26 protein-coding genes are annotated in these 24,230 nt (G+C 35.2%); 10 read left to right on the top strand and 16 right to left on the bottom strand.

The window, feature by feature from the left end:
* Positions 1-11 precede the first annotated feature (11 nt).
* The gene (locus BUB25_RS06760; protein WP_072942178.1) at positions 12-962 is read left to right on the top strand and encodes a DUF3078 domain-containing protein; all 951 of its coding nucleotides are present in this window, start codon (positions 12-14) and stop codon (positions 960-962) included.
* Between the two features lie 3 nt (positions 963-965).
* On the opposite strand, the gene BUB25_RS06755 is transcribed toward BUB25_RS06760, so the two are convergent.
* The 5 genes from BUB25_RS06755 to BUB25_RS06735 all read right to left on the bottom strand — a co-directional run bounded on the left by BUB25_RS06755 (position 966) and on the right by BUB25_RS06735 (position 7,683).
* On the bottom strand, positions 966-2,312 hold the full coding sequence (locus BUB25_RS06755) for a deoxyguanosinetriphosphate triphosphohydrolase (RefSeq protein ID WP_072942175.1): 1,347 nt from the start codon (positions 2,310-2,312) through the stop codon (positions 966-968).
* 126 nt (positions 2,313-2,438) lie between these two features.
* Positions 2,439-2,915 (bottom strand): RDD family protein, encoded by a 477-nt coding sequence (locus BUB25_RS06750; RefSeq protein WP_072942173.1) that lies wholly within the window; start codon positions 2,913-2,915, stop codon positions 2,439-2,441.
* Between the two features lie 260 nt (positions 2,916-3,175).
* Positions 3,176-5,590, bottom strand: coding sequence for a ribonucleoside-diphosphate reductase subunit alpha (locus BUB25_RS06745; protein WP_072942171.1), 2,415 nt, complete (start codon positions 5,588-5,590; stop codon positions 3,176-3,178).
* Between the two features lie 285 nt (positions 5,591-5,875).
* Positions 5,876-6,853: a ribonucleotide-diphosphate reductase subunit beta gene (locus tag BUB25_RS06740; protein ID WP_072942169.1), complete on the bottom strand. Its 978-nt coding sequence runs from the start codon at positions 6,851-6,853 to the stop codon at positions 5,876-5,878.
* 260 nt (positions 6,854-7,113) lie between these two features.
* Positions 7,114-7,683: a DUF3109 family protein gene (locus BUB25_RS06735; RefSeq protein ID WP_072942167.1), complete on the bottom strand. Its 570-nt coding sequence runs from the start codon at positions 7,681-7,683 to the stop codon at positions 7,114-7,116.
* Positions 7,684-7,929: 246 nt separating this feature from the next.
* Between BUB25_RS06735 and BUB25_RS06730 the strand changes: the two genes are divergently transcribed.
* From BUB25_RS06730 to BUB25_RS06720, 3 genes are all read left to right on the top strand, one after another.
* Positions 7,930-8,508 carry a MarC family protein gene (locus tag BUB25_RS06730; protein WP_072942165.1) on the top strand — a complete coding sequence of 193 codons (579 nt, stop codon included), beginning with the start codon at positions 7,930-7,932 and terminating at the stop codon, positions 8,506-8,508.
* A gap of 127 nt (positions 8,509-8,635) precedes the next feature.
* Positions 8,636-8,839: a hypothetical protein gene (locus BUB25_RS06725; RefSeq protein ID WP_072942162.1), complete on the top strand. Its 204-nt coding sequence runs from the start codon at positions 8,636-8,638 to the stop codon at positions 8,837-8,839.
* A 2-nt stretch (positions 8,840-8,841) separates the two neighbouring features.
* A complete protein-coding gene (locus tag BUB25_RS06720; protein WP_072942160.1) occupies positions 8,842-9,450 on the top strand; it encodes an FAD-dependent oxidoreductase in 609 nt (202 codons plus the stop codon).
* A 120-nt stretch (positions 9,451-9,570) separates the two neighbouring features.
* Here BUB25_RS06720 and BUB25_RS06715 read toward each other — a convergent pair whose 3' ends face one another.
* The 3 genes from BUB25_RS06715 to BUB25_RS06705 are packed head-to-tail and all read right to left on the bottom strand — an operon-like array spanning position 9,571 to position 12,177.
* Positions 9,571-11,148: a S41 family peptidase gene (locus tag BUB25_RS06715; protein WP_072942159.1), complete on the bottom strand. Its 1,578-nt coding sequence runs from the start codon at positions 11,146-11,148 to the stop codon at positions 9,571-9,573.
* Positions 11,149-11,580: a deoxycytidylate deaminase gene (locus tag BUB25_RS06710; RefSeq protein WP_072942157.1), complete on the bottom strand. Its 432-nt coding sequence runs from the start codon at positions 11,578-11,580 to the stop codon at positions 11,149-11,151. It lies immediately after the preceding gene.
* A 3-nt stretch (positions 11,581-11,583) separates the two neighbouring features.
* The gene (locus BUB25_RS06705) at positions 11,584-12,177 is read right to left on the bottom strand and encodes a HupE/UreJ family protein (protein ID WP_072942155.1); all 594 of its coding nucleotides are present in this window, start codon (positions 12,175-12,177) and stop codon (positions 11,584-11,586) included.
* A gap of 195 nt (positions 12,178-12,372) precedes the next feature.
* Here BUB25_RS06705 and BUB25_RS06700 point away from each other — a divergent pair, with 195 nt between their 5' ends.
* Together BUB25_RS06700 and BUB25_RS16410 are read left to right on the top strand one after the other, a co-directional pair.
* Positions 12,373-12,804, top strand: a complete 432-nt coding sequence (locus tag BUB25_RS06700; protein ID WP_072942153.1) for a tellurite resistance TerB family protein — start codon at positions 12,373-12,375, stop codon at positions 12,802-12,804.
* 852 nt (positions 12,805-13,656) lie between these two features.
* Positions 13,657-13,881, top strand: a complete 225-nt coding sequence (locus tag BUB25_RS16410; protein WP_139256891.1) for a hypothetical protein — start codon at positions 13,657-13,659, stop codon at positions 13,879-13,881.
* On the opposite strand, the gene BUB25_RS16570 is transcribed toward BUB25_RS16410, so the two are convergent.
* The 4 genes from BUB25_RS16570 to BUB25_RS06675 all read right to left on the bottom strand — a co-directional run bounded on the left by BUB25_RS16570 (position 13,873) and on the right by BUB25_RS06675 (position 16,293).
* Positions 13,873-14,028, bottom strand: a complete 156-nt coding sequence (locus BUB25_RS16570) for a hypothetical protein (protein ID WP_170066885.1) — start codon at positions 14,026-14,028, stop codon at positions 13,873-13,875. The genes BUB25_RS16410 and BUB25_RS16570 overlap by 9 nt on opposite strands.
* 4 nt (positions 14,029-14,032) lie before the next feature.
* On the bottom strand, positions 14,033-14,386 hold the full coding sequence (locus BUB25_RS06685; protein WP_072942145.1) for a hypothetical protein: 354 nt from the start codon (positions 14,384-14,386) through the stop codon (positions 14,033-14,035).
* Positions 14,387-14,570: 184 nt separating this feature from the next.
* Entirely contained in the window at positions 14,571-15,206 is a 636-nt protein-coding gene (locus BUB25_RS06680) for a hypothetical protein (protein WP_072942143.1), read from the bottom strand.
* 232 nt (positions 15,207-15,438) lie between these two features.
* Entirely contained in the window at positions 15,439-16,293 is an 855-nt protein-coding gene (locus BUB25_RS06675) for a hypothetical protein (RefSeq protein WP_072942141.1), read from the bottom strand.
* A gap of 169 nt (positions 16,294-16,462) precedes the next feature.
* On the opposite strand from BUB25_RS06675, the gene BUB25_RS06670 reads away from it, so the two are divergent.
* The gene (locus BUB25_RS06670) at positions 16,463-16,870 is read left to right on the top strand and encodes a helix-turn-helix domain-containing protein (protein ID WP_072942139.1); all 408 of its coding nucleotides are present in this window, start codon (positions 16,463-16,465) and stop codon (positions 16,868-16,870) included.
* 206 nt (positions 16,871-17,076) lie between these two features.
* Here BUB25_RS06670 and BUB25_RS06665 read toward each other — a convergent pair whose 3' ends face one another.
* The 4 genes from BUB25_RS06665 to fbp form a co-directional block, all read right to left on the bottom strand.
* Positions 17,077-17,667 (bottom strand): AbiU2 domain-containing protein, encoded by a 591-nt coding sequence (locus BUB25_RS06665; protein ID WP_072942137.1) that lies wholly within the window; start codon positions 17,665-17,667, stop codon positions 17,077-17,079.
* 12 nt (positions 17,668-17,679) lie between these two features.
* Positions 17,680-18,279 carry a hypothetical protein gene (locus BUB25_RS16340; protein ID WP_084089451.1) on the bottom strand — a complete coding sequence of 200 codons (600 nt, stop codon included), beginning with the start codon at positions 18,277-18,279 and terminating at the stop codon, positions 17,680-17,682.
* A 3-nt stretch (positions 18,280-18,282) separates the two neighbouring features.
* Positions 18,283-18,756, bottom strand: a complete 474-nt coding sequence (locus tag BUB25_RS06655; RefSeq protein WP_072942135.1) for a hypothetical protein — start codon at positions 18,754-18,756, stop codon at positions 18,283-18,285.
* A gap of 918 nt (positions 18,757-19,674) precedes the next feature.
* Complete coding sequence (fbp, locus tag BUB25_RS06645; RefSeq protein WP_072942131.1) at positions 19,675-20,694, bottom strand: class 1 fructose-bisphosphatase; 1,020 nt, start codon at positions 20,692-20,694, stop codon at positions 19,675-19,677.
* Between the two features lie 160 nt (positions 20,695-20,854).
* Between fbp and BUB25_RS06640 the strand changes: the two genes are divergently transcribed.
* From BUB25_RS06640 to BUB25_RS06630, 3 genes are all read left to right on the top strand, one after another.
* Positions 20,855-21,343, top strand: a complete 489-nt coding sequence (locus BUB25_RS06640; RefSeq protein ID WP_072942129.1) for a GNAT family N-acetyltransferase — start codon at positions 20,855-20,857, stop codon at positions 21,341-21,343.
* 28 nt (positions 21,344-21,371) lie between these two features.
* Positions 21,372-22,628, top strand: a complete 1,257-nt coding sequence (locus BUB25_RS06635) for an aspartate kinase (protein ID WP_072942127.1) — start codon at positions 21,372-21,374, stop codon at positions 22,626-22,628.
* A 377-nt stretch (positions 22,629-23,005) separates the two neighbouring features.
* Positions 23,006-23,617: a hypothetical protein gene (locus BUB25_RS06630; protein ID WP_072942125.1), complete on the top strand. Its 612-nt coding sequence runs from the start codon at positions 23,006-23,008 to the stop codon at positions 23,615-23,617.
* Positions 23,618-24,230 lie beyond the last annotated feature (613 nt).

The following is a 24,230-nucleotide window of genomic DNA, read 5'->3' as shown; positions in this document are numbered from 1 at the left end:
CATTGACATTCATGACAAAGTTAGCATGCAACACCTTATTGACACTTGTATTATTATTCACCATAAACAGCTTCTCCCAAGACATTGTAAGCCCTAAACCTAAAAACGTTTCAAATTGGAACGGCAAAAACACTGTTGGTTTTGATTTTAGCGAAATTGCTTTTATGAACTGGAGTTCAGGAGGGGAAAGTTCTATTTCAGGATTGTTTAAAGGGAGCTTTGTTCTAACTTATTCTAATAAAAATGTCAAATGGGTCGAAGAACTAATTGTTCGTTATGGCGTAAACAAACAGGATGGCCTGGATCTTAGAAAAACAGACGATGCCTTTCGTTACAACTCCACCATCGGTTACAGAAAAGACAGTACTTCTAATTGGTATCATTCGGCAAAATTTACCTTCAATACCCAGTTTACAAACGGTTACAAATATCCCAATAGAGAAATCGCCATTTCGAGACTTTTTGCCCCCGCCTATACTTTCTTAGGAGCCGGAGCAGAATATTCCAGTAAGAAAAAAGACGAAAACCTTTACATCTCGCCTGTTACGATGAAAAACACGCTCGTTTTAGACCAATATTTAGCAAATCAAGGGGCTTTTGGTGTCAACAAAGCGGTTTATGACGTTGACGGAAACTTAATTTATGAAGGAAAAAAATCAAAAACCGAGCTTGGTTTTCTGGTAACCAGTTACTTAAAAAAAGAAATTTTTAAAAATATAATTTTCGAAAATCGACTGAGTTTATACTCTGATTACATCAATAATTTCGGCAATATTGACATTGATTGTAACACCCAATTGAATTTAGTGGTAAACCAATATGTCAAGGCAAATATTGGAGCCCATTTTGTCTATGACGACGATATTAAATCCAAAGAAGAAATTAACGGAGTACAAACAACCGTCGGCCCAAAACTGCAATTAAAACAAGTTTTAGGCGTAGGTTTAGAGTATGTTTTTTAGCAATTAATCTTTCTTGCGTCCATTGATTGTTTCGTACAATTCCAATGCGTTTCCATCTGTAAGCAAGGAAATAAAATGGCAAATATGAAGCAATCTTTCGTAGATGTTTTCCTTTTCCAAAAGATGTTTCTCTGGCAATAGCTTCAAGATCAACGCATCATAATTTGACGCATGCCCGTTAAATTTATTATTATAAGCCGTTATGAATTTATCCAACAAAGTCTGTATGATCTGGTAACCAACGATTTCTTTTTCAATGACTTCGCGGCTTTGATAAATATTGTTGACGCTAATCTTAATAATATCGTCCATCTGCACTTTATACTTACTTTTGTCCATTAAGGCAAAAGGGAATTGCCCTGCCAAAATCGCTTCTTCGTTAGCAACAAACACTTTTACGGCATCATTGATCAAACTACCGATAGCCAAGGCTCGCAGATAACTTATTCGATCTTCTTTAGTCTCTAAGGTCTTGTATTTTGAAGTATCGATACTGTCTTTGACCAATTTAATCAGATACTCTAAAGCAAAATCTTCTGAGACCAAGCCCAAATTAATTCCGTCTTCAAAGTCAATAATAGTATAGCAAATATCATCTGCCGCTTCAACTAAATACGCAAGAGGATGTCTTTCAAAACCAATATCATCACCGGTTTTATTGGAAATCAATCCCATATCTTTAGCCGCTTCCTGAAAGAATTTTTTATCCGTTTGGAAGAATCCGTATTTTTTATCAGCAATGTTTTTTGTTGGTTTTTTTGGAAGACTCTCTTTAGGGTATTTCATAAAAGCACCCAAAGTGGCATAGGAAATTCGGAGTCCGCCTTCTATTCCGGGACGACTTGCCGTCAAAACCGAAAAACCATTGGCGTTGCCCTCAAAATCGACCAAATCCTGCCATTCTTTTTCAGTAACTTGGTTTTTATATTGCTGACCATTTCCAATCGAAAAATACTCTCCGATGGCTTTTTCGCCTGAGTGACCAAAAGGTGGATTCCCTATATCATGAGCCAATGATGCCGCAGCCACAATAGCCCCAAAATCATTCATATGAAAACCATGCACTTCTTTCAAATGCGGATATTTTTCAATAATCTTTTTGCCAACCAAACGTCCCAAAGAACGCCCAACAACGGAAACTTCTAAACTATGCGTCAATCGGGTATGGACAAAATCCGTCTTAGAAAGCGGAATCACCTGCGTCTTATCTTGCAGGCTCCTGAAAGCTGCCGAAAAAATAATCCGGTCGTAATCTACCTCAAATCCCAAACGGGTATCATCTTGTTCTATTCGCAATCGCTTGCTGGTATCGCCTTGGCGTTTTAGTGATAAGAGTTGTTCCCAGTTCATTTTTACTATTTAAATTCTATTAAATTACAAGTAGCGAATATAGAAAAAAGCAAGTGTTTAAAACAAAAAAACCATCGTTAATGATGGTTCTTTTTATTGTTTCAAACGATGCTTCCGCAGTTTCCGCTAAGTTTCGATTAATTTCATTTTTCTGGCCAACTTCCTTTTCTTGACTACATAAGTCTCCGAAAAAATATCATGCCATCCTCTTGATGAAGCGCCCAAAAAGGAAAAAGGTTCAAAAGGAATGAACCGAAATAATGTTCTTTTGAAGAACATTGCATTATCAGGTTTCGAACCGTCTTTCTTCACAACAACAGTTCTGGTAACCAGTTGAGCAAAAGTTCGAGAGAAATAAATCTCGGTCAGGCTATAGTACAAAAACATGATCAATAAGCTGTAAAAAACAATTTCAAGCCAACCCATAGACTTGATCCAATCAGAAAGGGCCAAATTATAAGAAGCTTCTCCTATAAGCATAATAGCTGTCCCAACACTCAATATAATGATATAGAGAAACAGCAAATCGATGATTAAATTGAGAAGACGCTGCTGTTTAGTCGCCAGCAAATCATCCGTAATTGTAAATTCTATATTTTTCATATTTTACAGTTTTTAGTGTCTTTTAAAAAAATAAAAAACCAACAAAGCATAACTTGCTCAAATATAACCAATTATCAGCAGGCTATAATTCCAATCAAACTAAATTATACATCAATAAACCGCAATTTTATTTTTTAATAACTAAAAAAAAAGCAGCTATCCATAATGGATAGCTGCTTTAGGTTTCTCCTTCGTCAAAATGACAAAGAAGCTATGTATTGTAGAATTTCGATCAAAAAACATTCATCATTGCGAAATCCTTACGACCCACACATTTCGCAATCATCCGGATCGGCATTTTTAGCCAATTCGATCATTGCTCTGTACTCTTCAGCAGTCAATTCTACCGGAGCAGTGGCAACAGGAACTGCAACAGCTCTCGACAATACCTCAATTGGTTCTGCTTTTTTATCGTTGTTCAATGTGAATTTAATGGCATCAACAGCCGCTTTTGTTCTTAGGTAATACATTCCTGTTTTCAATCCGGATTGCCAAGCATAGAAATGCATAGAGGTCAATTTCGAATAGTTGGCATTTTGCATAAACAGGTTCAATGACTGCGATTGATCCACAAAATAACCACGTTGACGTGACATATCGATAATGTCTTTCATCGACATTTCCCAAACGGTCTTGTACAATTCTTTCAAATCCTGCGGAATATTAAGAGCTTGAACCGAACCGTTATTTCGCATTAATTCCTGTTTCAGGCTTTCATTCCATAAACCAAGCTCTACTAAATCATGCAACAAATGTTTGTTTACCACGATGAATTCTCCTGACAATACACGACGGGTATAAATATTAGAAGTATAGGGCTCAAATGCTTCGTTGTTCCCTAAAATTTGAGATGTAGAAGCGGTTGGCATTGGCGCAACTAACAATGAATTACGAACGCCGTGTTCCATCACTTCTTTTCTCAATGAAGCCCAATCCCAACGACCAGATAATTCCTCATCTTTCATCCCCCACATATTGTGCTGAAACTCTCCTTGAGACATTGGCGAACCTTCAAAAGTAGAATACGGACCTTCTTCTTTGGCCATTTCCATCGAAGCCGTTACGGCAGCGAAGTAAAGGGTTTCAAAGATTTCCTGATTCAGCTTTTTAGCCGCATCACTGGTAAAAGGCATACGCAACATGATGAAAGCATCCGCTAATCCTTGTACTCCAAGACCAATAGGCCTGTGGCGTTTATTCGAATTCTCTCCTTCTTTTACAGGATAATAATTTCTGTCAATAACTCTATTCAAGTTTCTGGTTACGCGTTTTGTAACGGTAAATAATAATTCGTGGTTGAATTCATTATTCTCAACAAACATTGGCAATGACAACGAAGCCAGGTTACAAACTGCAATCTCATCCTTGGAAGTAAATTCCATAATCTCCGTACACAAATTCGATGAACGAATCGTACCCAGATTCTTTTGGTTTGATTTTCTGTTAACCGCATCTTTATACAACATATAAGGAGTTCCGGTTTCGATTTGCGACTCCAGAATTTTCTCCCACAGCTCATGTGCTTTGATGGTTTTTCTTCCTTTTCCTTGCTGCTCATAACTTACGTACAAGGCTTCAAATTCTTCGCCATAAACATCATACAAGCCCGGACACTCGTTAGGACACATCAAAGTCCAATAACTGTCTTCCTGTACTCTTTTCATGAATAAATCCGAAGTCCACATGGCAAAAAATAAATCTCTGGCACGCATTTCTTCTTTTCCGGTATTCTTTTTTAAGTCCAAAAATTCAAAAATATCGGCATGCCAAGTCTCGATATAAATCGCAAAACTTCCTTTGCGCTTTCCTCCGCCCTGATCTACATAACGAGCGGTATCATTAAAAACACGCAACATCGGAACAATTCCGTTTGAGGTTCCGTTAGTTCCGCGAATATAACTTCCCGTAGCACGAATATTATGAATAGAAAGCCCTATTCCTCCTGCTGATTGCGAAATTTTTGCCGTTTGTTTCAAAGTATCATAAATCCCGTCAATACTATCGTCTTGCATGGCCAAAAGGAAACAGGAAGACATCTGAGGTTTTGGAGTACCGGCATTAAACAAGGTTGGCGTGGCATGCGTGAAGAATTTCTTCGACATCAAATCATACGTCTCAATCACTGATTCCAAATCATCTAAGTGAATCCCAACCGAAACACGCATCAACATATGCTGCGGACGCTCTACTATTTTTCCATTGATCTTTAACAAATACGAACGTTCCAGTGTTTTAAAACCAAAATAATCGTAATTGAAATCTCTGTTGTATATCACATGCGAATCTAAAAATTCCGCATTTTCCATAATTACCTTATGTACCTCCTCAGACAACAATGGCGCATCTTGTCCATTTCTCGGGTTCACATAATGAAACATATCGTTCATCGTTTCCGAGAATGATTTTTTGGTATTGGAATGCAAATTCGAAATCGCAATTCTCGCTGCCAATTGCGCATAATCAGGATGCGCAATAGTCATCGAAGCCGCGGTTTCGGCTGCTAAATTATCTAGTTCTGACGTAGAAACTCCATCATAAAGTCCTTCAATTACTCGCATCGCCACTTTCACGGCATCTACCAAATCATTCAAACCATAGCATAGTTTTTTAATTCTATCTGTGATTTTGTCGAACATTACCGGTTCTTTACGACCGTCTCTTTTTACTACGTACATACTTTTGTTTGTTTTTTTAAAACAGAAAATCCCTTCGCTGTTTTTCGTTATTTGTATTCTTTTTTTTGGAACTTATTCCCGCTTCCCGATAACTATCGGGATCTTGCAACTGAAATTCACTGAACTCCTATGGAAATAAAAGTTAAGTGAGCTAATCTTTTATTAAAAAAAATAAAAGGATTTCCACTGCTATCCGGGCTAAAGCCGCAGTAACAGGAAGATATTCAACAAAAATCAAACCAGTTAAGAACTAATTAACTATAGGTTCAATAAAGGTTTTGAATTTTAAAAATCTGCGTCAAAAGATATTTTTTGAGCATCACTATCGGTATTCATCACACCTGATTTCTGATATTCGGCCACTTTCTTTTCAAAGAAATTTGTTTTTCCTTGAAGCGAAATCATATCCATGAAATCAAATGGATTTGAAGTATTGTATTCTCTGTCACAACCCAGCTCGACTAACAATCGATCGGCAACAAATTCCAAATATTGTGTCATCAAAGTAGCGTTCATCCCTATTAAACTTACCGGAAGCGACTCCGTAATAAATTCTCTTTCGATATTCAAAGCATCCACAATGATACTTCTAATCCTGTCTTTTGGCACTTTATTGATCAGGTGATGGTTGTGTAAATGCACCGCAAAATCACAGTGAACACCTTCGTCACGGGAAATCAATTCATTAGAGAAGGTCAATCCCGGCATTAAGCCACGTTTTTTCAACCAATAAATAGAACAAAATGCTCCCGAGAAGAAAATCCCTTCAACGGCTGCAAAAGCAATCAATCGTTCGGCAAAAGAATCCGATTCGATCCATTTTAAAGCCCAATCCGCTTTTTTCTTAATCGCTGGGAAAACTTCTAAAGCATTAAACAACTCATCTTTCTCTGTTTCATCTTTGACATAAGTATCAATCAATAAAGAATAGGTTTCACTGTGAATGTTTTCCATCATGATTTGAAAACCATAGAAAAATTTCGCTTCAGCATATTGCACCTCATTGACAAAGTTTTCAGCCAAATTCTCATTTACAATTCCATCAGATGCAGCAAAAAAAGCGAGAATGTGTTTAATGAAATACCTTTCATCTTCATTTAACTTATTGTTCCAATCATTCAAATCTTGCGATAAATCAATTTCTTCTGCAGTCCAAAAGCTGGCCTCCATCTTCTTATACCATTCCCAAATATCATGATGTTTGATAGGAAAAATTACGAAACGATTTTTATTCTCTTGTAAAATTGGTTCAATTTGCGACATTATAATTTTATTTTTTAAAAGATTTTAACGGAATTTAATACTTTTTGAGAGTTACAAAGATTGTGAAATATTGCGGCAATTAAAAGCCAAACTTATTCACAATCGGCCCTAGTTTTTAACAAAGGACAGAAATAGAATATTTTTAAAGCTTATTTATATATAATTGAATATGAGTGTTTTACAAAATGCAAAAACCTCTTAAGTGCCGTAAAATATAGGATTTATAAAAGCAAAAAACAAATAAAAAAAATACTTTTCTCTTATTGCTTTTTTAACTCTTCGGCGACTTTTTCAAGCTCTGCATACCAGTCTTCACCAAACTTTCGAACCAGAGCTTCTTTAACAAATTTATATACAGGAACTTCAAGCTCCTGACCCAAAGAACAGGCAGCATCACAAATATCCCATTTGTCATAATTGACAGCAGCAAACTCAGTGAAATCCTTAACACGAATAGGATAAAGATGACAGGAAACAGGTTTTTTCCAGTCAATTATCCCTTGATTATACGCTTGTTCAATTCCGCACAAAGCTGTTTTACCATCAAAAATCACATAAGCACAATCCTTATTGTCAATTAGAGGCGTTTCAAAATCACCGTCAACGCCAGTGACCCAAGTTCCCTGAGATTCGATTGCCTCGATACCCTGCTTGCGCAAAAAAGGCTTTACCTTAGGATAGATTTCCTCCAAGATTTTGGTTTCATCAAGACTCAACGGCGCGCCGGCATCGCCGTCAACACAACAAGCCCCTTTGCAGGCAGATAAATTGCAAACAAATTCTTTTTCTAAAATGTCTTCTGAGACGATGGTTTTTCCTAATTGAAACATTACTTTGTAGCACTTAATAATTAAGCGCAAAGGTAATTAAAGTATCCTATTATTCCCCGGATAAAAACCAACTTTAACCTTTACACAAAATCCAACACAGAGCTAAGCAACGATAAACACATCAGAATCCCAGCCCTAACAAGACTATCCGCATATCCTTAACCAAATAAATTAAAATAAAACACTTAGTCCTCATATTAACCAATAATAAATCAAAAAGTTTAACTTTGCTCACAAAAAAAAACTATGCTGGGATTAGACTTAAAAGAAATCATTACCGTAGGAATGGTACTGTTTGCAGTAATTGACATTATTGGTTCTATTCCAATTATTATAAATTTAAGAACCAAGTTTGGACATATCGAATCCGAAAAAGCCTCGACAGTCTCCGGAATCATCCTGATTACCTTTCTTTTTGTTGGTGAAGAACTTTTGGACATCATTGGAATCGATGTTAACTCTTTTGCTGTAGCAGGTTCCTTTGTATTATTCTTCTTAGCACTGGAAATGATTTTAGGAATACGTATTTACAGAGACGAAGAAGCAAGTTCAGCCTCAATAGTTCCGCTTGCTTTTCCTTTGATTGCCGGAGCAGGCACCATGACCACCTTACTCTCATTGAAATCACAATTCCACACCACCAATATCATCATTGCGATACTCCTTAATGTTATCTTGGTGTACATTGTTTTGAAATCCTCTTCTAAAATAGAAAGAATGCTGGGAAAAAACGGTCTTGGCGTTGTTCGAAAGACTTTTGGAGTGGTCCTTTTGGCTATTGCTGTTAAATTATTCGCAGCGAATGTTAAAGGTTTGTTTCTCTAAAAAATAATTTTATAAATTTACCCCCTAATTATCGCTGTAAAAATAATCCTAAGTTTACTTGGATTGTAGTGTAAATTCAAAACAGACTGAATATCTTGAATTTATAACAGAAATAAAAAACCAACTTATGAAAATCTTTACTAACATCTTAGTAGTTTTAGCACTGGCGCTTATCATTTTCAATATTACACTACTGGATTTCAAAAATCCTTTTCAAGGAGATAGTATAGTTGCTTTTATTGGAATTGCAGCCTCTTTCTGCGCAATGTTGATTCTTTTAATTTTTAGAATGTCTAAAAAAATAGAAGAAAAAATGAAAGACAAACTATAATCATGTTTGATGTCCTTATTATTGGCGGCGGAGTTTCAGGAATATCCTGTGCTCTGGTCTTAGGCTCTGCAAAAGACAAAACCTTTGCCCTCAATAAAAAAATAGGTGTTTTTACCCACCAAAAAACATCTTCACTTCAAGAAGCTGTTTTTAACAACGCCTACGGAATCCCACCGGGAAAACTAGGATCTGATTTGTTAATTGAAAGTACGAGGGATTTATCCGAAACCTATCCACACATAATTCAAATTCCTAACGAGAAAGTTCTAAAAATAGAAGGAGCCTACCCTGAATTCACGATCACTACAAACAAAAACAGCTATCAGTCTAAAATAATTGTGGTCGCCATTGGAGCAGCAAATACCTTCGCCATTGAGGGATTGATGCAGTACATCGCGCCTCATCAAAAATCACTGCCCGAAAAACAACGCATACAACTACAAAACACAGATCACAAAGTGGCCGAAGGCATTTATGTCGCAGGAACACTTGCCGGCTGGAGAAGCCAATTATCCATTGCCGCAGGAAGCGGAGCCGCTGTAGCTACAGACATTCTTACTTTATGGAATAACGGCATTCAGACCCACGCACACGACAGTATTAGAAAATAGTCACTTAAGGTTCGAAATCAAAAGTCAATATACTTATTTGACACAATAATTTCCAGAGACTATAAAAAAATGGACTCATTTATAAATCCTGCCAAAATTGGTATAATGGTTTTTGTATAGCTATTTTAACTTACTCAAAACTCTTTTAATCATGGCATCCTCCTTTAAAATAATTTTGTAATAATAATTTTCGCCAAACAATTGTCGGGCAAATTCTGCTTCAAGATAACGTTTCACCAAGGCTTTGCTGCCTCTTAAATTTACATCCAGACCCATTTTTGAAAGGTACTTTTGAAAGGAGTTAAAATACAAATCACTCGCATTCATTTTAGCGCTAAGTTTCCCAAAAGCAACATTTTTAAAAAGACTTCGGTTTTTATCCAATTCTTCAAAAACAAACCTGCCAACGATTCCCGTTTGCATCAAATAAGACACATTAATATCGCCATGTTCTGTTTCAATAGGAACAAACAAATCCGGAACGATACCACCTCCACCATAAACAATTTTTCCTTTTGGTGTTTTAAACTTTAGACTGTCGGCTACTTTAATACTGTCTTTATTGAACAATTCCCCATTTGCAAAACGAGATTCCGATTCCCTAAGATAAGCTTCATTTCCTTTAGAATAAGGTTTCTGAATGGAGCGCCCCGTTGGCGTGTAATATCGGGCAACGGTCAACCTTACTGCTGATCCGTCTTCAAAATCCATTTCTCTCTGCACCAAACCTTTACCAAAAGAACGACGACCAATGATAATCCCCCTGTCATTATCCTGAACTGCACCGGCAAGAATTTCACTTGCTGAAGCACTATTCTCATTGATTAGCACAAAAACTTTTCCGCTTTCAAAATCACCTTTCTTAGTGGCAAATGTTTTCTGAATCTTTCCCTTTTTATTTTTGGTAAAAACAATCAACTGCTTGTTCTTCAACAATTCATCGGCGATAGCAATAGCTTCTTCCATATAGCCGCCTCCATTATCCCTAACATCTATAAGCAGTGATTTAGCTCCTACTTTTTTCAGTTTCGTCAATCCGGTTTTAAATTCTGCAAAAGTAGTTTCGGCAAAACGATTGATTTTAACATAGCCCGTGCTGTCATTTAAAAGTATAGCCGCATCGACACTTTTTAACGGCACCACATCCCGAATGACATTTAATTTGATTCTTTTGCGCTCGGATTTCCTGTAGATTGTAAGTTCCACAACAGAACCTTGTACGCCTTTTAACTTAGAAAACAAGCTGTCGCTAGGCCATTTTCTTCCATATAATTTTGTCTTTCCGGCATAAAGAATTCGATCTCCCGCTTTGACTCCCGCCTTGGCAGAAGGACCGTTTTCGACGGGTTTTATTACCGCAACAGAATCATTATGCATATAAAAACTCACACCAATCCCAACAAAATCTCCTTTCATATTCTCAGCCACCTGAACCTGTTCGCTTGGCGGAACATAAACAGAATGCGGATCTAATTGCCCCAAAATAGCATCAACAGTCCTATCGACAATAGAATCTGTATTTACATTATCTACATATTCGTTATCAATAAAGTCAATTAGACTGTTTAGCTTTCCTTTCGAATTGTTTGTTGCTAAAAAATGACTTTCGTCAGAAGAATTCAACCATCCGCCAAGCACCACTCCAAAAGCAAGAGTAGCACAAATGATGATTGGAAAATATTTAGAATTGGTTTTCATTTATTCTTCTAATATAGGAATATGCTCTACTTCTACTCCGGCCTTAATTAAAAACTGGATTCCGGAATCGTCACGATAACCATGGTGATAGACTACTCTTTTTATACCGGATTGATGAATCAATTTACTGCATTCTTTACAAGGAGAAAGTGTAATATATAAAGTAGCTCCTTCGCAAGACTGCGTTGATCTGGCCACTTTTAGGATGGCATTGGCTTCGGCATGCAGAACATCCCAACGCGTCAATCCTTCATGGTCTTCACAGCAATTTTCGAACCCAGTTGGTGTTCCATTATAACCATCAGAAATAATCATTCGGTCGCGAACGATTATTGCCCCCACTTTCTTGCGCTCGCAATAAGACAAAAGCCCCCATTCGGTTGCTATCCTAAGATAGGCTTTATCGTATTTATTTAATTTTTTCTTCTCCATTTATTATCTCATCCAGATTTCATTGTCAATAATCATTGGCAAAACCACTCCAATCACAAATGCCGACATCACCAGAGTCCAATCTCTTTTAGAAAATCTAAAAACGGTTTGTACAATATACGACAAAATCAACACCACAAAAACCACAATAATTTGGGCCGCCTCAATCCCCAAAGCAAATTCGGCCAAAGGAAGTAATTTAGAACTTGCACTTCCTCCAAGAAGTGATTTGAAATAATTTGAAAAACCCAGGCCATGTATGATACCAAAGAAAAGGGTTACAAAAAAAATCAAATTAATACTCTCCTTCTTATTCGATTTACCTGCGGTAAAAAGGTTAAACAATGCCGTTATCAGTATCGTAATAGGAATTAACAACTCGACCACATTTACTTTTATGACAATAATCCCCATCACCGAAAGCAACAAAGCCATCGTGTGCCCCACTGTAAAAAGGGTCACCAATAAAACGATTCGTTTCCAATCTTTAAAAGAAAAAGGAATTGCAAGAGCGATTAAAAATAAAACATGATCATAGGCTTTGATGTCCAAAACGTGTTGTAATCCTATTTGAAAGTAAATCCAAAACTGCGACATAGGTTGGTTTTAATTAATTTATTATTGGGCTTGTAAACTTACGATTTATTTTGAAAATCCTAGTTTTGAATCTTTGAATCCAAAAATTAAATTTCTGTTTAAAAAAAAGAAATTTATTACGAAATTAAACCTGAATTGAAATTATTAATTTAAAAATTGAATTATCTTTGTGAGACAACAAAAAACAAATTAATTATGTCATTTTCAGATTTATTTGATAGCGAATTTAAACAACGAAATAAAGGTCATTTCTCTGCCATTGTTCGCGTAGCCCTGGCTGACGGGAATTTCGCTCCAGAAGAAAAAAACTTTCTAGACAAATTAGCTACTAAACTAGAAATCTCTGCCGAGGAGTATGAAGAAATTTTAGAAAACCCGTTAAAGTACCCAATCAACCCGCCGTATTTATACACCCAAAGATTGGAGCGTTTATATGATTTAGCCCGAATGGTCCACGTGGATCATCAACTGGGAGACAAACAGGAAATCCTTTTGCAAAGAATAGGTCTTGCCCTGGGTTTCACTCCGGGAAATGTTAAGCACATTATCGCTAAAGCTCTTTCTTTAGTAGATAAAAAAGTAGATTTGGACACTTTTGTATTTGAAATGCAAAACATGAACAAATAATACAAAAACTTCCGCTAAAAACGAGGATGGTAAAAATCTCCTCCTCTTTCTTAGTTTATTAAAAAAGCGATTAAGTTAAAACTGATTTTAACTTAATCGCTTTTTCGTTTGTAAAGATTTCAATCCTATTTCGATTTCCTGTTTATTTAAGTGCTTTTTAATAGTTATTAGAAGTAAGCTATTGTAAAGTTTTTTTTTGACCATAACGCTCTGAACATCCTGAGGAAAATGAGTCTTCTTTTCGGCTCTGTTTTTCATACATTACTCATGCACTATCCATGCACTATCCATGCACTATCCATGCACTATCCATGCACTATCCATGCACCATCCATTCCATTGATTAGTGATTGCCCTATCCCGTGACCCCAATGTCGTTAAGTTAAGGATTCGTCAGTTCGAGTTGAGTACTAATTTGCGATAGAAAATTATTGCGAAGTATCGAGAACCCTTATGTTTCACAAGCTTCTCGATACAATTTTGAACATTAAAGCTATCGCATTAATACTCAAAATCACTACCATTGACGTTTTTGTTAAAAGAAAAAAAATTTAGGTTACCAATTTTCTTTTTTGCTTGATCAAAAAAGAAACAAAAAAATCAAGTCTGAGCTTCCTCGTCGGTCAAATTAGTTTTCGAAGTCTAAAACAAAAAAACTCGCTTCGCTCAAACAGTTTTTGTTTTTACGACTTCTTCAAACATTTGACGCTCGACTGCGGAAGCTAAGGACAATTGAATCTTGGAAATAATAGCAATTTGAATTTAATTGAGCACAAGCATAAAACGTCATTTAATATTGCTTTTTTAGCAAAAAATGCTAGCTCGAAGTGACGACTGAAACAGCTCAACTTAATGATATTGGTCCTGACCCGTCCTACGACTTCTTCTCCTTTTTTAATTTTAAGACTAGCTTATGACATTCGTCTAATGCTTCCGCTTCACCGCATGGTAGAAGCTGAATTGCGATTTCCAAAAGACTTGCAACATGAAAACTGGGATCTGCTATTTGCCCCGAATATTCAAGTCCATCATTATAAAGAGTATGAAGTGAAATTTTCAATAAATCTCCTAGAGTAAAAAACAATTCCACATAACTGAAAAAAAACTTAGTTGGGCATAACAAACAGCCTTTTCACGGTTATCAGGGATGATTGTCATAAAAAAGTCCGCTGTTGTTATTTCTTCAATAAAATCCTTAACATCTTCATTATCATTTGTTTCCATAATTCTATTCTTTAAGGCTGGTAGTTTCATTTTGTTCTGAATCATCGCTCCTAATCATTTCATGAATTTTATCCAATAATTCAGCTTCCTCCAATGGAACAAGCCGCAACACAATTTCCAGTACGCCTCGAATAGCAATGCAGGGATTTTCAATAGTTGTCACTGACCCTTGTTCAGCGTCAAGCGCCATCAGTGAAAGTTTTACAATGTCCAATATGAACCAATGCAATTCTATGTAACTTTTAACCGGTAAAGTGATATTGTAATGTCCTTTTCGACTATCCGGTTGCAGTATTACAAAGCTTTTCCTCGCGAGAATTTCTAAATCTTCTAATGTTTTAATTTTATTTGTTTCCATAGTCTTCTATTGTTTTTTTTGCTTTCTCCATATATGCCCGAAATAATCTTCCAACCTCTTTTTTAACTCCATCCAATTTGACAGATGCTACTTCCAAAGTTTCTGCACTTATGGGTTCTATTTCCTTATCCCATTGAATTGCTTTACAGGCATTGTCTAATTGCTTTAGAACAAACCATTCTTCTTACTTTTCGGAATCAAACGTATTGCCCAGTAAACTGGAAAACATTCGGAGGTGACTTTGTTGTTCCTTAAGACTTTGATCAAAGGACCATTCTCCTGACAAAAACCAGGAGACACTTATAAACAGGTAGCGGAATTGTTGGTGCATGTTATACGCCGCCATTAAAAAGTGATTACTTCGGTAGTATCTTAAATCCCGATCGATAACATTACAGGACGAAGTATAAATCTGGAATCTTTTTCCAGTCTTTTTTATCAGTTGCTTGATATTTATTTTTTTGACATTGACACTTTTGTGATTAGTGGCACCATACACCAGTTGACTTTCACTACAATTCATAATTAAAAATGGATTGCACCTTTTGAGTTCTAACTTTACCCATCTATTATCAAAAATCGCGAATGAAAATTCAGGATGGGACTTGAATATTTTCCATGCGTACTCGCAAACATCCTCGTAAAAATGAGGACTGCTTTTGCTGAGGATAACAGTGATGATGCCAATATTAGAAGGCTGCTCAAAGTGTTTTGAAAAATATATGGTATCTATTGCTATAAACTCCAGCAGCAGTTTAACTACTTTTTTTATTTGACTATGCTGTGGGTATTCTTTCTGGGTTAAAATATTATGGTACATAACTAATGCTTTTTAAGTTTAAGTAATATTCTGATTTTGGATGTGTTCCAATTCTTGTCTGACAATACTATTTGCATCATTGGCAAACTTGTTGCATCGTGTTTGAAGCAAATCCATGTTTTTATAATTAACATGATCATCGCCACTATAATGTATAGCCTGTAAAGGTCAGCTGAGTATTTTAAAAAGTTGAATGTCTTTCTGTGTCTTCCATGGAAAAAACTGGCACGTTTTAATCCTGTTTATTTTCAATTTCCTTGAGTCGATCAAGTTCTTTTTGTATCAAAACTTCCGCTTCGTTTTTAAATTTAGTACATCTTCTTTCCAGTAACTGATAATACAAATAATCAACATCATTAGCTTTGCTAAAACGTAACGCACTGGGTTGCTGCTTTAGTAGTTTAAACATGGATTGATCTTCCCGAGTTTTACGAGGGAAAAGCTCCGTACTTATAGCGGTGAAGTATTCACAAAGATTAAATAGGTAGTCTAATGAAAAGTGATTGGGCGTATATCCCAGAAAAACACGGATCAAAGACAAACACGTTTGTTCTACTATTTGATGAAGACCAGACATTTTCACTTCATCTGAAGAATTAACTTCATCATCATTGTACACCCAGCTCCAAATAGTGGAAATATTATTCTTCCTATTTGCTGCATAAAGCGATGTTAATTTTAGATTTCTTTTTGGAGTCCCATTAGTAATTAGATAAGGAGGTTTGTATGCATCTTGGAATAACAACTCTGAGTTTTGCATGATGCTCCAGAAAAAGTACTGCTGGTCGTCGTACATTTTTTTAAGATTACCGAGTTGGTGTATAAGAAGCGTTACAGTAATACTCCCATCTGTTTTTGTTTTTATCTTATCACTAATGTCATTGGTCGCATTTTCTATGGTTTCCTCTACAAGAACTAAGAGGTACAAATGAGTGTGCTTTTTTTGTATCCCCTTATCAGGATAAATAGTGTGATTTGAACTATACGTTGTTACACGTTTACCGAAACAGTAAATAGCAGCTGTCTTGATATGATCTTTAATTGCTGTCTCCAATTCTTTTTGCTGTGAAAATTCAATTGCTTTCATAATTTTACTTTTTTAAATTGATATAATGTCTGAAAAACTGTATTTTTGTTTAGGTCATAGCAAGTTCCGAACAGTTCCGGCCGTAGCCTACCAATTCCGTTTGTATAACACCATACCGCTTTGGTATTTTACCAAAAAAAATGTCGTACTGATTTAATATCTTTGAATTATGAATACAACTACAAAATCAAAACACATCGGACGCAACATCAGTCGCATTAGAGAATTGCGAGAGATGAAACAAGAAGCATTGGCAATTGCATTGGGCGTGAGTCAGCAAACGGTTTCTAATATGGAAAACAGTGAAACTATTGAAGATGAAAAATTAATTGAAGTTGCAAAAGCACTGGGCGTAAATGAAGCGGTTCTAAAAAATTTTTCAGAAGAAGCAGTTTTTAATATTATTGGAAATACAGTTAATAATCATGATAATGGTGCATTATTTAATTATCAACCAAGTTTCAATTCTATCGAAAAATTAATTGAAGTTTTTGAAGAAAACAAAAAGCTTTACGAACGTTTAGTTCAGGCTGAAAAAGATAAGGTGGAGTATTTAGAGAAACTATTGAAAAAATAAAATTCCTAATTTTATATAAAAACAAAAAAAGAGACTGTAACGTGTAAACAAATACCTAACGGTTTGCTGCTTTGAGATGGTGAGAAATTCGTAACCTTTCAACTTTCTGCTTTACAGAAAATATGATGCGAGACGGTAATTCCACTAAAACCTCACTATATCAAAACAACGGTTGCCAGAAGTATTTTTGTACTTCAATAATCAAATTACCTTAATACTTTTTGTTTTTCAATAGCTAAAATTTTTATTATATCAAATGTTTCTCTATTAAATCTTCCTTTGTCTATTGCTACATTAGAATTGAAAACTTTAATATATATATCCTTTATGACTTCTTCAATAAATAAAATTAGTTTTTCGGTTTGTTCAAACGTTAATTCCGAACTGTGTTCGTTAAAATTTGAATCTGTGTGACTATAAGCTTTATCTCTTAAAGTAATAATTTCTATAATTGTCTGTTTATTATTTTCAATTTCATTTTCCCATTTTGTGATAGTTCTATCATCAATACCTAGATTTCTGAAATAGCCATCTTTTTTATGTTTACTTATAAAATGAAATATATTAAATCTGTCTCTTTTTTTAGATTCAGTAAATAGTTTAGATAATTCTGTAACTGCCATTTTCCATAAAATTCCACGGATAAAAATAAAATCTGCGGATTCGTTTAGATAAACAACTTCTTCTTTAGTGTTTGGTTTATGTAAATAAAATGAATATAGTAGGCATTCTTTAGCACTCAACAGAATTTTCCAGATTTCCGTTATTTCACTATGTAATTCATCTTCTTTATTCATAATTCTTAATAGTTAGTTGCTTGTGCAAATTCCACATATTTTATATCCATATTTTTTAGCTTCCTTTATATTTGATTTAGCTATTTGAGATTCACAATTTTGTAATCCTTCACATTTTATATTTGTATGATAGGCATATGAAACTTTACTTGTACAAACAAATACAGGCGTAAATTCAAAATTGCTATCGAGAAATGAATTTACAGATGAAGGATATTGAATTTGTATTACAAGTTCATCATAATTATATCTGATTATGTTACCATTTGAAGTGTCATGTCTATAAATAATAGGTGAGTTATAATCAGAACAATATTTAAATTTAAAAAGTGCATAAGAATTTATGATTGATACGATATTTGTGAAATAAGTGTAATTTCTTATTTTATAATTTGCGTAAATCCCTGTTGTATTGTAAAACTGAATGGTAAATTTTGTGTTTTTTGCGGAATAGTAATTCTTACCTATGGAATATTCTTTACTTGAATTTAGATAATTTGTGAGCTGTTCAGATGAACAATTAAACATTGCATATTTAATATTTTGCCCTCTAATTTGAATAAAAGACAAGGCTGTTAATAAAAGGGCGAATATTAAATTATAATTTTTCATTTATTAATCGTAAGCGCAATAAGTATCGACAAGATAATAAGATTGTCCGTTATGATATGATTTTTTTAAAAGATATTCTTCATTACCAATTTTATAAACCAACATAAAGAAATCTTTTTTAGAGAATTTTTCTTTATACACACCGTTCTTCAAAATGTAATTATATATTGCTGGACTAATTGATTCAAATCTGAAACCTTTATATTCTACATAAACACCTATAGATATGTATTTTTTATAAGATGATTTAAGTTTATAAATATCCATTGTTTGGTCAGAAGATTTACCTTCCATATAAAAACCATCTAAAGAGTTTAATAAAGCATCAATTGTGCCGAAATCATTGCATTTTATTTCGTTTAATTTATTAAACAAGAGAACTTCAAATGACTGTTCATTTGATAATTTTTTATTAATATTTACTGTAGTAAATCCCATTGAAAAAGAAATTACTAATATTAAAAGTATTTTTTTCATTTTAAAATAATTTTACTAATTGGGAGCTAAAAGAGGTGTTGTAAATCCTCAAATTTTCTCATTTTCTGCTAATATTTCTGTCAACTTGCATATAGGTCTGACGATGTCCGATTTATCACCCGTGAATCAGGTAGATAGATCTGACAAACAGCGTGCCTAATTGTTTTCAAATATACAAATTAATACCGAAAATACTTATAAAAAAATTGGATTTATATCTTTTTCTCAAAAGTAACTCCTTTTGATTCAGGGATTTTACGGAAAACCGTAAACGCTGTTTATTGCAAAACAGACTGCCGTTTTTAGGATTATAGTTTGTGGTGTTTTAGTTGGTTTGGGTACGAGTGAGATGCTCGCCTAGCTGGCTTCTCGATACAATTTTAAACATTAAAGCTATGGCATTAATACTCAAAATCACTACCATTGACATTTTTTACATTGAAGCCTCTCGACTCCGCTCGAGGTGACACTGTGGATTTCATATCATATTGCTTTTTTTGGTAAAAAATTATGCTTCGAAGTGATGGAAATCAACCGACAACTCACAACTACCATTGACGTTTTTTACATTGAAGCCTCTCGACTCCGCTCGAGGTGACACTGTCGATTTCATATCAAATTGTTTTTTTTGGTGAAAGATTATGCTTCGAAGTGAAGACTGAAACAGCTCAACTTAATGATCATTGAGGCCTCTCGACTCCGCTCGAGGTGACACTGTGGATTTCATATCATATTGCTTTTTTTGGTAAAAAATTATGCTTCGAAGTGACAACTGAAACAGCTCAACTTAATGATATTGGTCCTGACCCTGCAAACGCTACGATTCTACTTTTTATTAAAATTGATAAAAAAGGAAAAAGAGTAGAAATCCAGGTTTTCTACTCTTTTTCGTTACTATTAAAAAAAGCTTTTTTACTTTTAGTACTTGCTTAATTTGGCATCGTGCATGAATTCTTCGGCTTTTTCCACCATATTAAAGCTGCCACAGAAAAAAGGAACTCTTTCATGTAGTTCCGTGGGCTGAATTTCCATAATTCTTCCAAAACCATCAGAGGCTTTCCCGCCGGCCTGCTCGACTATAAAAGCCATTGGATTGCATTCGTACAACAAACGCAATTTCCCTTTTGGGGCCTTGGAACTTGTGGGATAAATATAAATTCCGCCTTTAATCATGTTTCTGTGAATATCCGAAACCAAGCTACCTATATAACGGGAAGTATAAGGGCGATCTCCTTCTTCGGATTGACAATACTTGATATAATTTTTGACTCCTTGGGGAAAATGAACATAGTTCCCTTCATTTATCGAATAAATAGAGCCGTCTTTAGAAAACTGCATATTGGGATGCGACAAATAGAAGGTTCCAATAGCGGGGTTTAATGTAAATCCGTTTACGCCATGACCGGTGGTATAAACAATCATGGTGGAAGTACCATAAATCACATAGCCTGCAGCCACCTGATTGATTCCCGGCTGCAGAAAATCTTCTAATGTAACTGGTGTGCCTATGGGTGTGATCCTCCTGTAAACCGAAAAAATAGTCCCCACCGAAACATTGACATCAATATTTGAAGAACCATCGAGCGGATCCATCAAAACCACATATTTGTTGTTATGACTTTGATCGCTGCCTTCTACGGTAATAAAATCATCATTTTCTTCGGAAGCGATACCGCATACAATCTCCCTATTTATTAAAGTCTGGATAAAAACCTCATTGGCATATACATCCAATTTTTGCTGGTCTTCTCCCTGAATATTTTGTTCTCCGGCCGCTCCTACGATGTCAACCAGTCCCGCTTTGTTCACTTTGTAGTTGACCACCTTGGCCGCCAATCTAATTGAATTAATAATTCTGGATAATTCACCTGATGAATACTGAAAAGCATTTTGGTTTTCGATGATAAATTCCCCTAAGGTCTTATTGCGTTCTTTCATTACGAAATCGTTGTAGTTAATTTGAAGTCACAAATATCGTTTTTTTTGTGAAAATGAATTCAATAATATTTACTTAGTTTATCACTATTGTATATTTGCTGATAAAACAGTCTGAAATACTATCGATAAAACTGCTTTTAATCACAAAAAACAGGGAATTATGAATATTAGAAGAGGAAAGCCTGAGGACATGAAAGCCGTTTTAGGACTGATTCAGGAACTGGCCGATTTTGAAAAAGAGCCGGATGCCGTCCTGATCACTGTTGCCGATTTAATTCGAGATGGTTTTGGTGCTAATCCGCTATTTCATGTTTTTGTTGCCGAAATTGAATCGGACCCGAAGGAAATTGTAGGTATCGCCTTGTATTATTACCGTTATTCTACCTGGAAAGGAAAGATCCTTCATTTGGAAGATTTGGTTGTCAAGGAAAAAATGAGAGGTACTGGCTTGGGTTATGCCTTATATTCTGAAATCATCAAGCAGGCCAAGAAAGATCAGGTTCGCCGGATTGACTGGCATGTGCTGGACTGGAATACTCCGGCTATCGAGTTTTACGAAAAAACCGGGGCGAAGTATTTAAAAGACTGGTCTGTTGTGCAAATGGACGAAATGGGGATCGACCATTTCATCGAGAACAAATTAAAATAAAGAAAATTAAAATTATATTCTAAATACTATGAGAGTATTCAAATTTGGTGGCGCTTCCGTCAAAGATGCAGCGGGAGTTAAAAACGTTTACGATGTGCTGCAAAAGGTAGGTTATGAAGATGTGCTTCTGGTGGTTTCGGCCATGGGAAAAACCACCAATGCGCTTGAAGCGGTTATTAAAGACTATTTCGATAAATCGGCAGCCTTGCAATCCTCTGTTCAAGAGGTGAAAAAATACCACAATCAAATCCTTTTGGATTTATTTGAGGATGATAAAAATGCCGTTTTCACGGCGGTAAATGCTCTTTTTAGTGATTTGGAATACTTTTTAGCCCATAATAAATCGCCGAATTACAATTTTGTCTACGACCAAATTGTGAGTTATGGCGAGTTGATTTCGACAACGATCCTTAGCCATTTCATGAATCACATGGGCATACAAACCCAATGGATTGATGTGAGGAGTTTTATAAAAACCAATTCGAATTACAGAGATGCCGAAGTGGATTGGGATTTGACCCAAAAGAACATTTCTAAAAATGTAAAACGAAAAATTTTAAATATTACCCAAGGATTTTTAGGCTCTGACGAGAATAATTTCACCACCACTTTAGGTCGTGAAGGTTCTGATTATACTGCCGCCATTTTTGCCTATTGCCTGAATGCTGACAGTGTGACCATCTGGAAAGATGTACCAGGAGTGATGAATGCTGATCCGCGCTATTTTGAAAATGCCCGTTTGCTGAATCATATTTCGTATAGAGAAGCAATCGAATTGGCTTTTTACGGGGCCACGGTAATTCACCCTAAAACCTTGCAACCTTTACAGAAAAAAGAAATTCCTTTGTATGTAAAATCTTTTATCAATCCGCTCTTAGAAGGAACAGAAGTTTCAAAAGGAGCTGCTTTGGAACCGTATTTGCCTTGTTTTATCGTCAAAAGAAATCAATTGTTGATTTCGCTTTCCTCGATTGATTTTTCTTTCATTATGGAGGAAAACATCAGCAGTATTTTTTCTTTGTTTCACCAATTCAAGATCAAAGTCAACCTGATCCAGAACTCGGCGATTAGTTTTTCGGTTTGCGTCGAAGACAAATTTGATAATTTCAAACAGCTGAATACTATTTTATCCAAAAATTTCAAAGTTGACTTTACTGAGAATGTAACGCTTTACACCATCAGACATTTTAATGAAGATGCTGCTTTAACAGTAGAAAACGGCAAAACGGTCCTTTTAAAACAAATCAGTACGGAAACCATGCAGATTGTGACAAGTGGGAATTAAAAAACATTTCCAATAATCTCATTTTTTTAAAGCCATCTAATTTCCCTGGATTTCACTTTCCGGGGATTTTTTTGTTATATCTAAAATAGATTAGCTCAAAGTTATTCACCGCGAATTCGCAAATTTCATTTTAACCTTATGGAATAATTAGTGTGTTAGTGTCTCTGCCTTAATGGTTAATTCGGCTTAAACAACAAGTGATTAAAAAAAAGAATTGTTTTTAGGTCTTCAATAAAATTCACACAAAAAAGCTGATTTACAACAAAATAAAAAACAAAGTAAGTGACTCTTATTTTTCAATAGAATATTCCAAAAATTATAAGAAGATATTTAATAATTTACTATTTTTAACATAGAAACCTTAAAATCAAACCACTATGAAAAGATTAGTAGTATTACTTTCGTTTTTTGTCATTTCCAATAGCTTCTATGCTCAAGAGGCAGTCGCTAAGAAAAAAACCCCTATTTCAAAAACGGAAAAACTAAAAACGGAAAAGGCTGAAGCTGAAAAAGAAGCTAAAAAACAAGCCGCCAACGAAAAAAGAAAGGCGACCATAGCAGCCAAAAAAGAGGCTGCTGAGACGGCAAAAAAAGAGGCTGAAAAAGAGGCTGAAAAAGAAGCCAAAAAACAAGCCGCTAACGAAAAAAGAAAAGCGACCATTGCCGCCAAAAAAGAAGCAGCCGAAACAGCAAAAAAAGGAGCTGAAACCAAAGCCGCTGCAGCAAGCAAAAAAGCAGCTGCGGCAAAAGGAGAAATGAAATCCGAAGCCGGAAAAGCAAAGGCAGCAACGAATAAAATGGATGCCAAAATGAAAGAGGAAAAAAAGACGGTCTCCAAAAAAATGAAAGAGGTTTCCAGCAATGAAAAAGCCCCGAAAGTAGCAGATAAAATCACCGGCGAGTATAATGGCAAAAAAGTGTATACCGGTCCTAGAGGAGGAAAATATTATATTAACTCCAACGGAAATAAAACCTATATTCAGGACTAATGCTATTCTATTTTTGATTTTACTCTAATGGAAAACACCACGTCTCTTCGAGGCATAATTTGTATTCTAATAAAAACAATATAAAATGACGTTACAACTATCGCGTCAGTTCGAGTGTTTTTTAAAGCTTCCAAAAATAGTATAGCTTAAAAAAAAAGCTCCGACTTTAAAAAATGTATCGAGAACCTCTAAGCAGGGTTCTCCATACATTTTTGGTTTAAACTTGCTTGCCCTCTAATTCCTAATCTTCAAAACCAAAAACACTCGAACTGACGAATGTAAAAATCGAAATAACTTCCGTCGCTTCGAGGTATAATTTGTATTCTAAAAAAAGCAATATAAAATGACGTTAGGCTCGCCGTCAGTTCGAGTGTTTTTTAAAGCTTCCAAAAATAGTATAGCTTAAAAAAAAATCTCCGACTTTAAAAAATGTATCGAGAACCTCTAAGCAGGGTTCTCGATACATTTTTGGTTTAAACTTACTTGCGCTTTAATTCCTGATCTTCAAAACCAAAAACACTACCATTGACGTTTTTATTTATATTGTTAAATATCAATTAGTTGCATATTTAATTCAATCGCCTTTTTGGTTAGAAATTTAATTTGTTGTTCT

The sequence above is a fragment of the Flavobacterium granuli genome (assembly GCF_900129705.1).
GTDB classification, from domain to species: Bacteria; Bacteroidota; Bacteroidia; order Flavobacteriales; family Flavobacteriaceae; genus Flavobacterium; species Flavobacterium granuli.
Note: the sequence above shows the minus strand (reverse complement) of the source record. Positions and strands in the feature narration are given on the sequence as shown.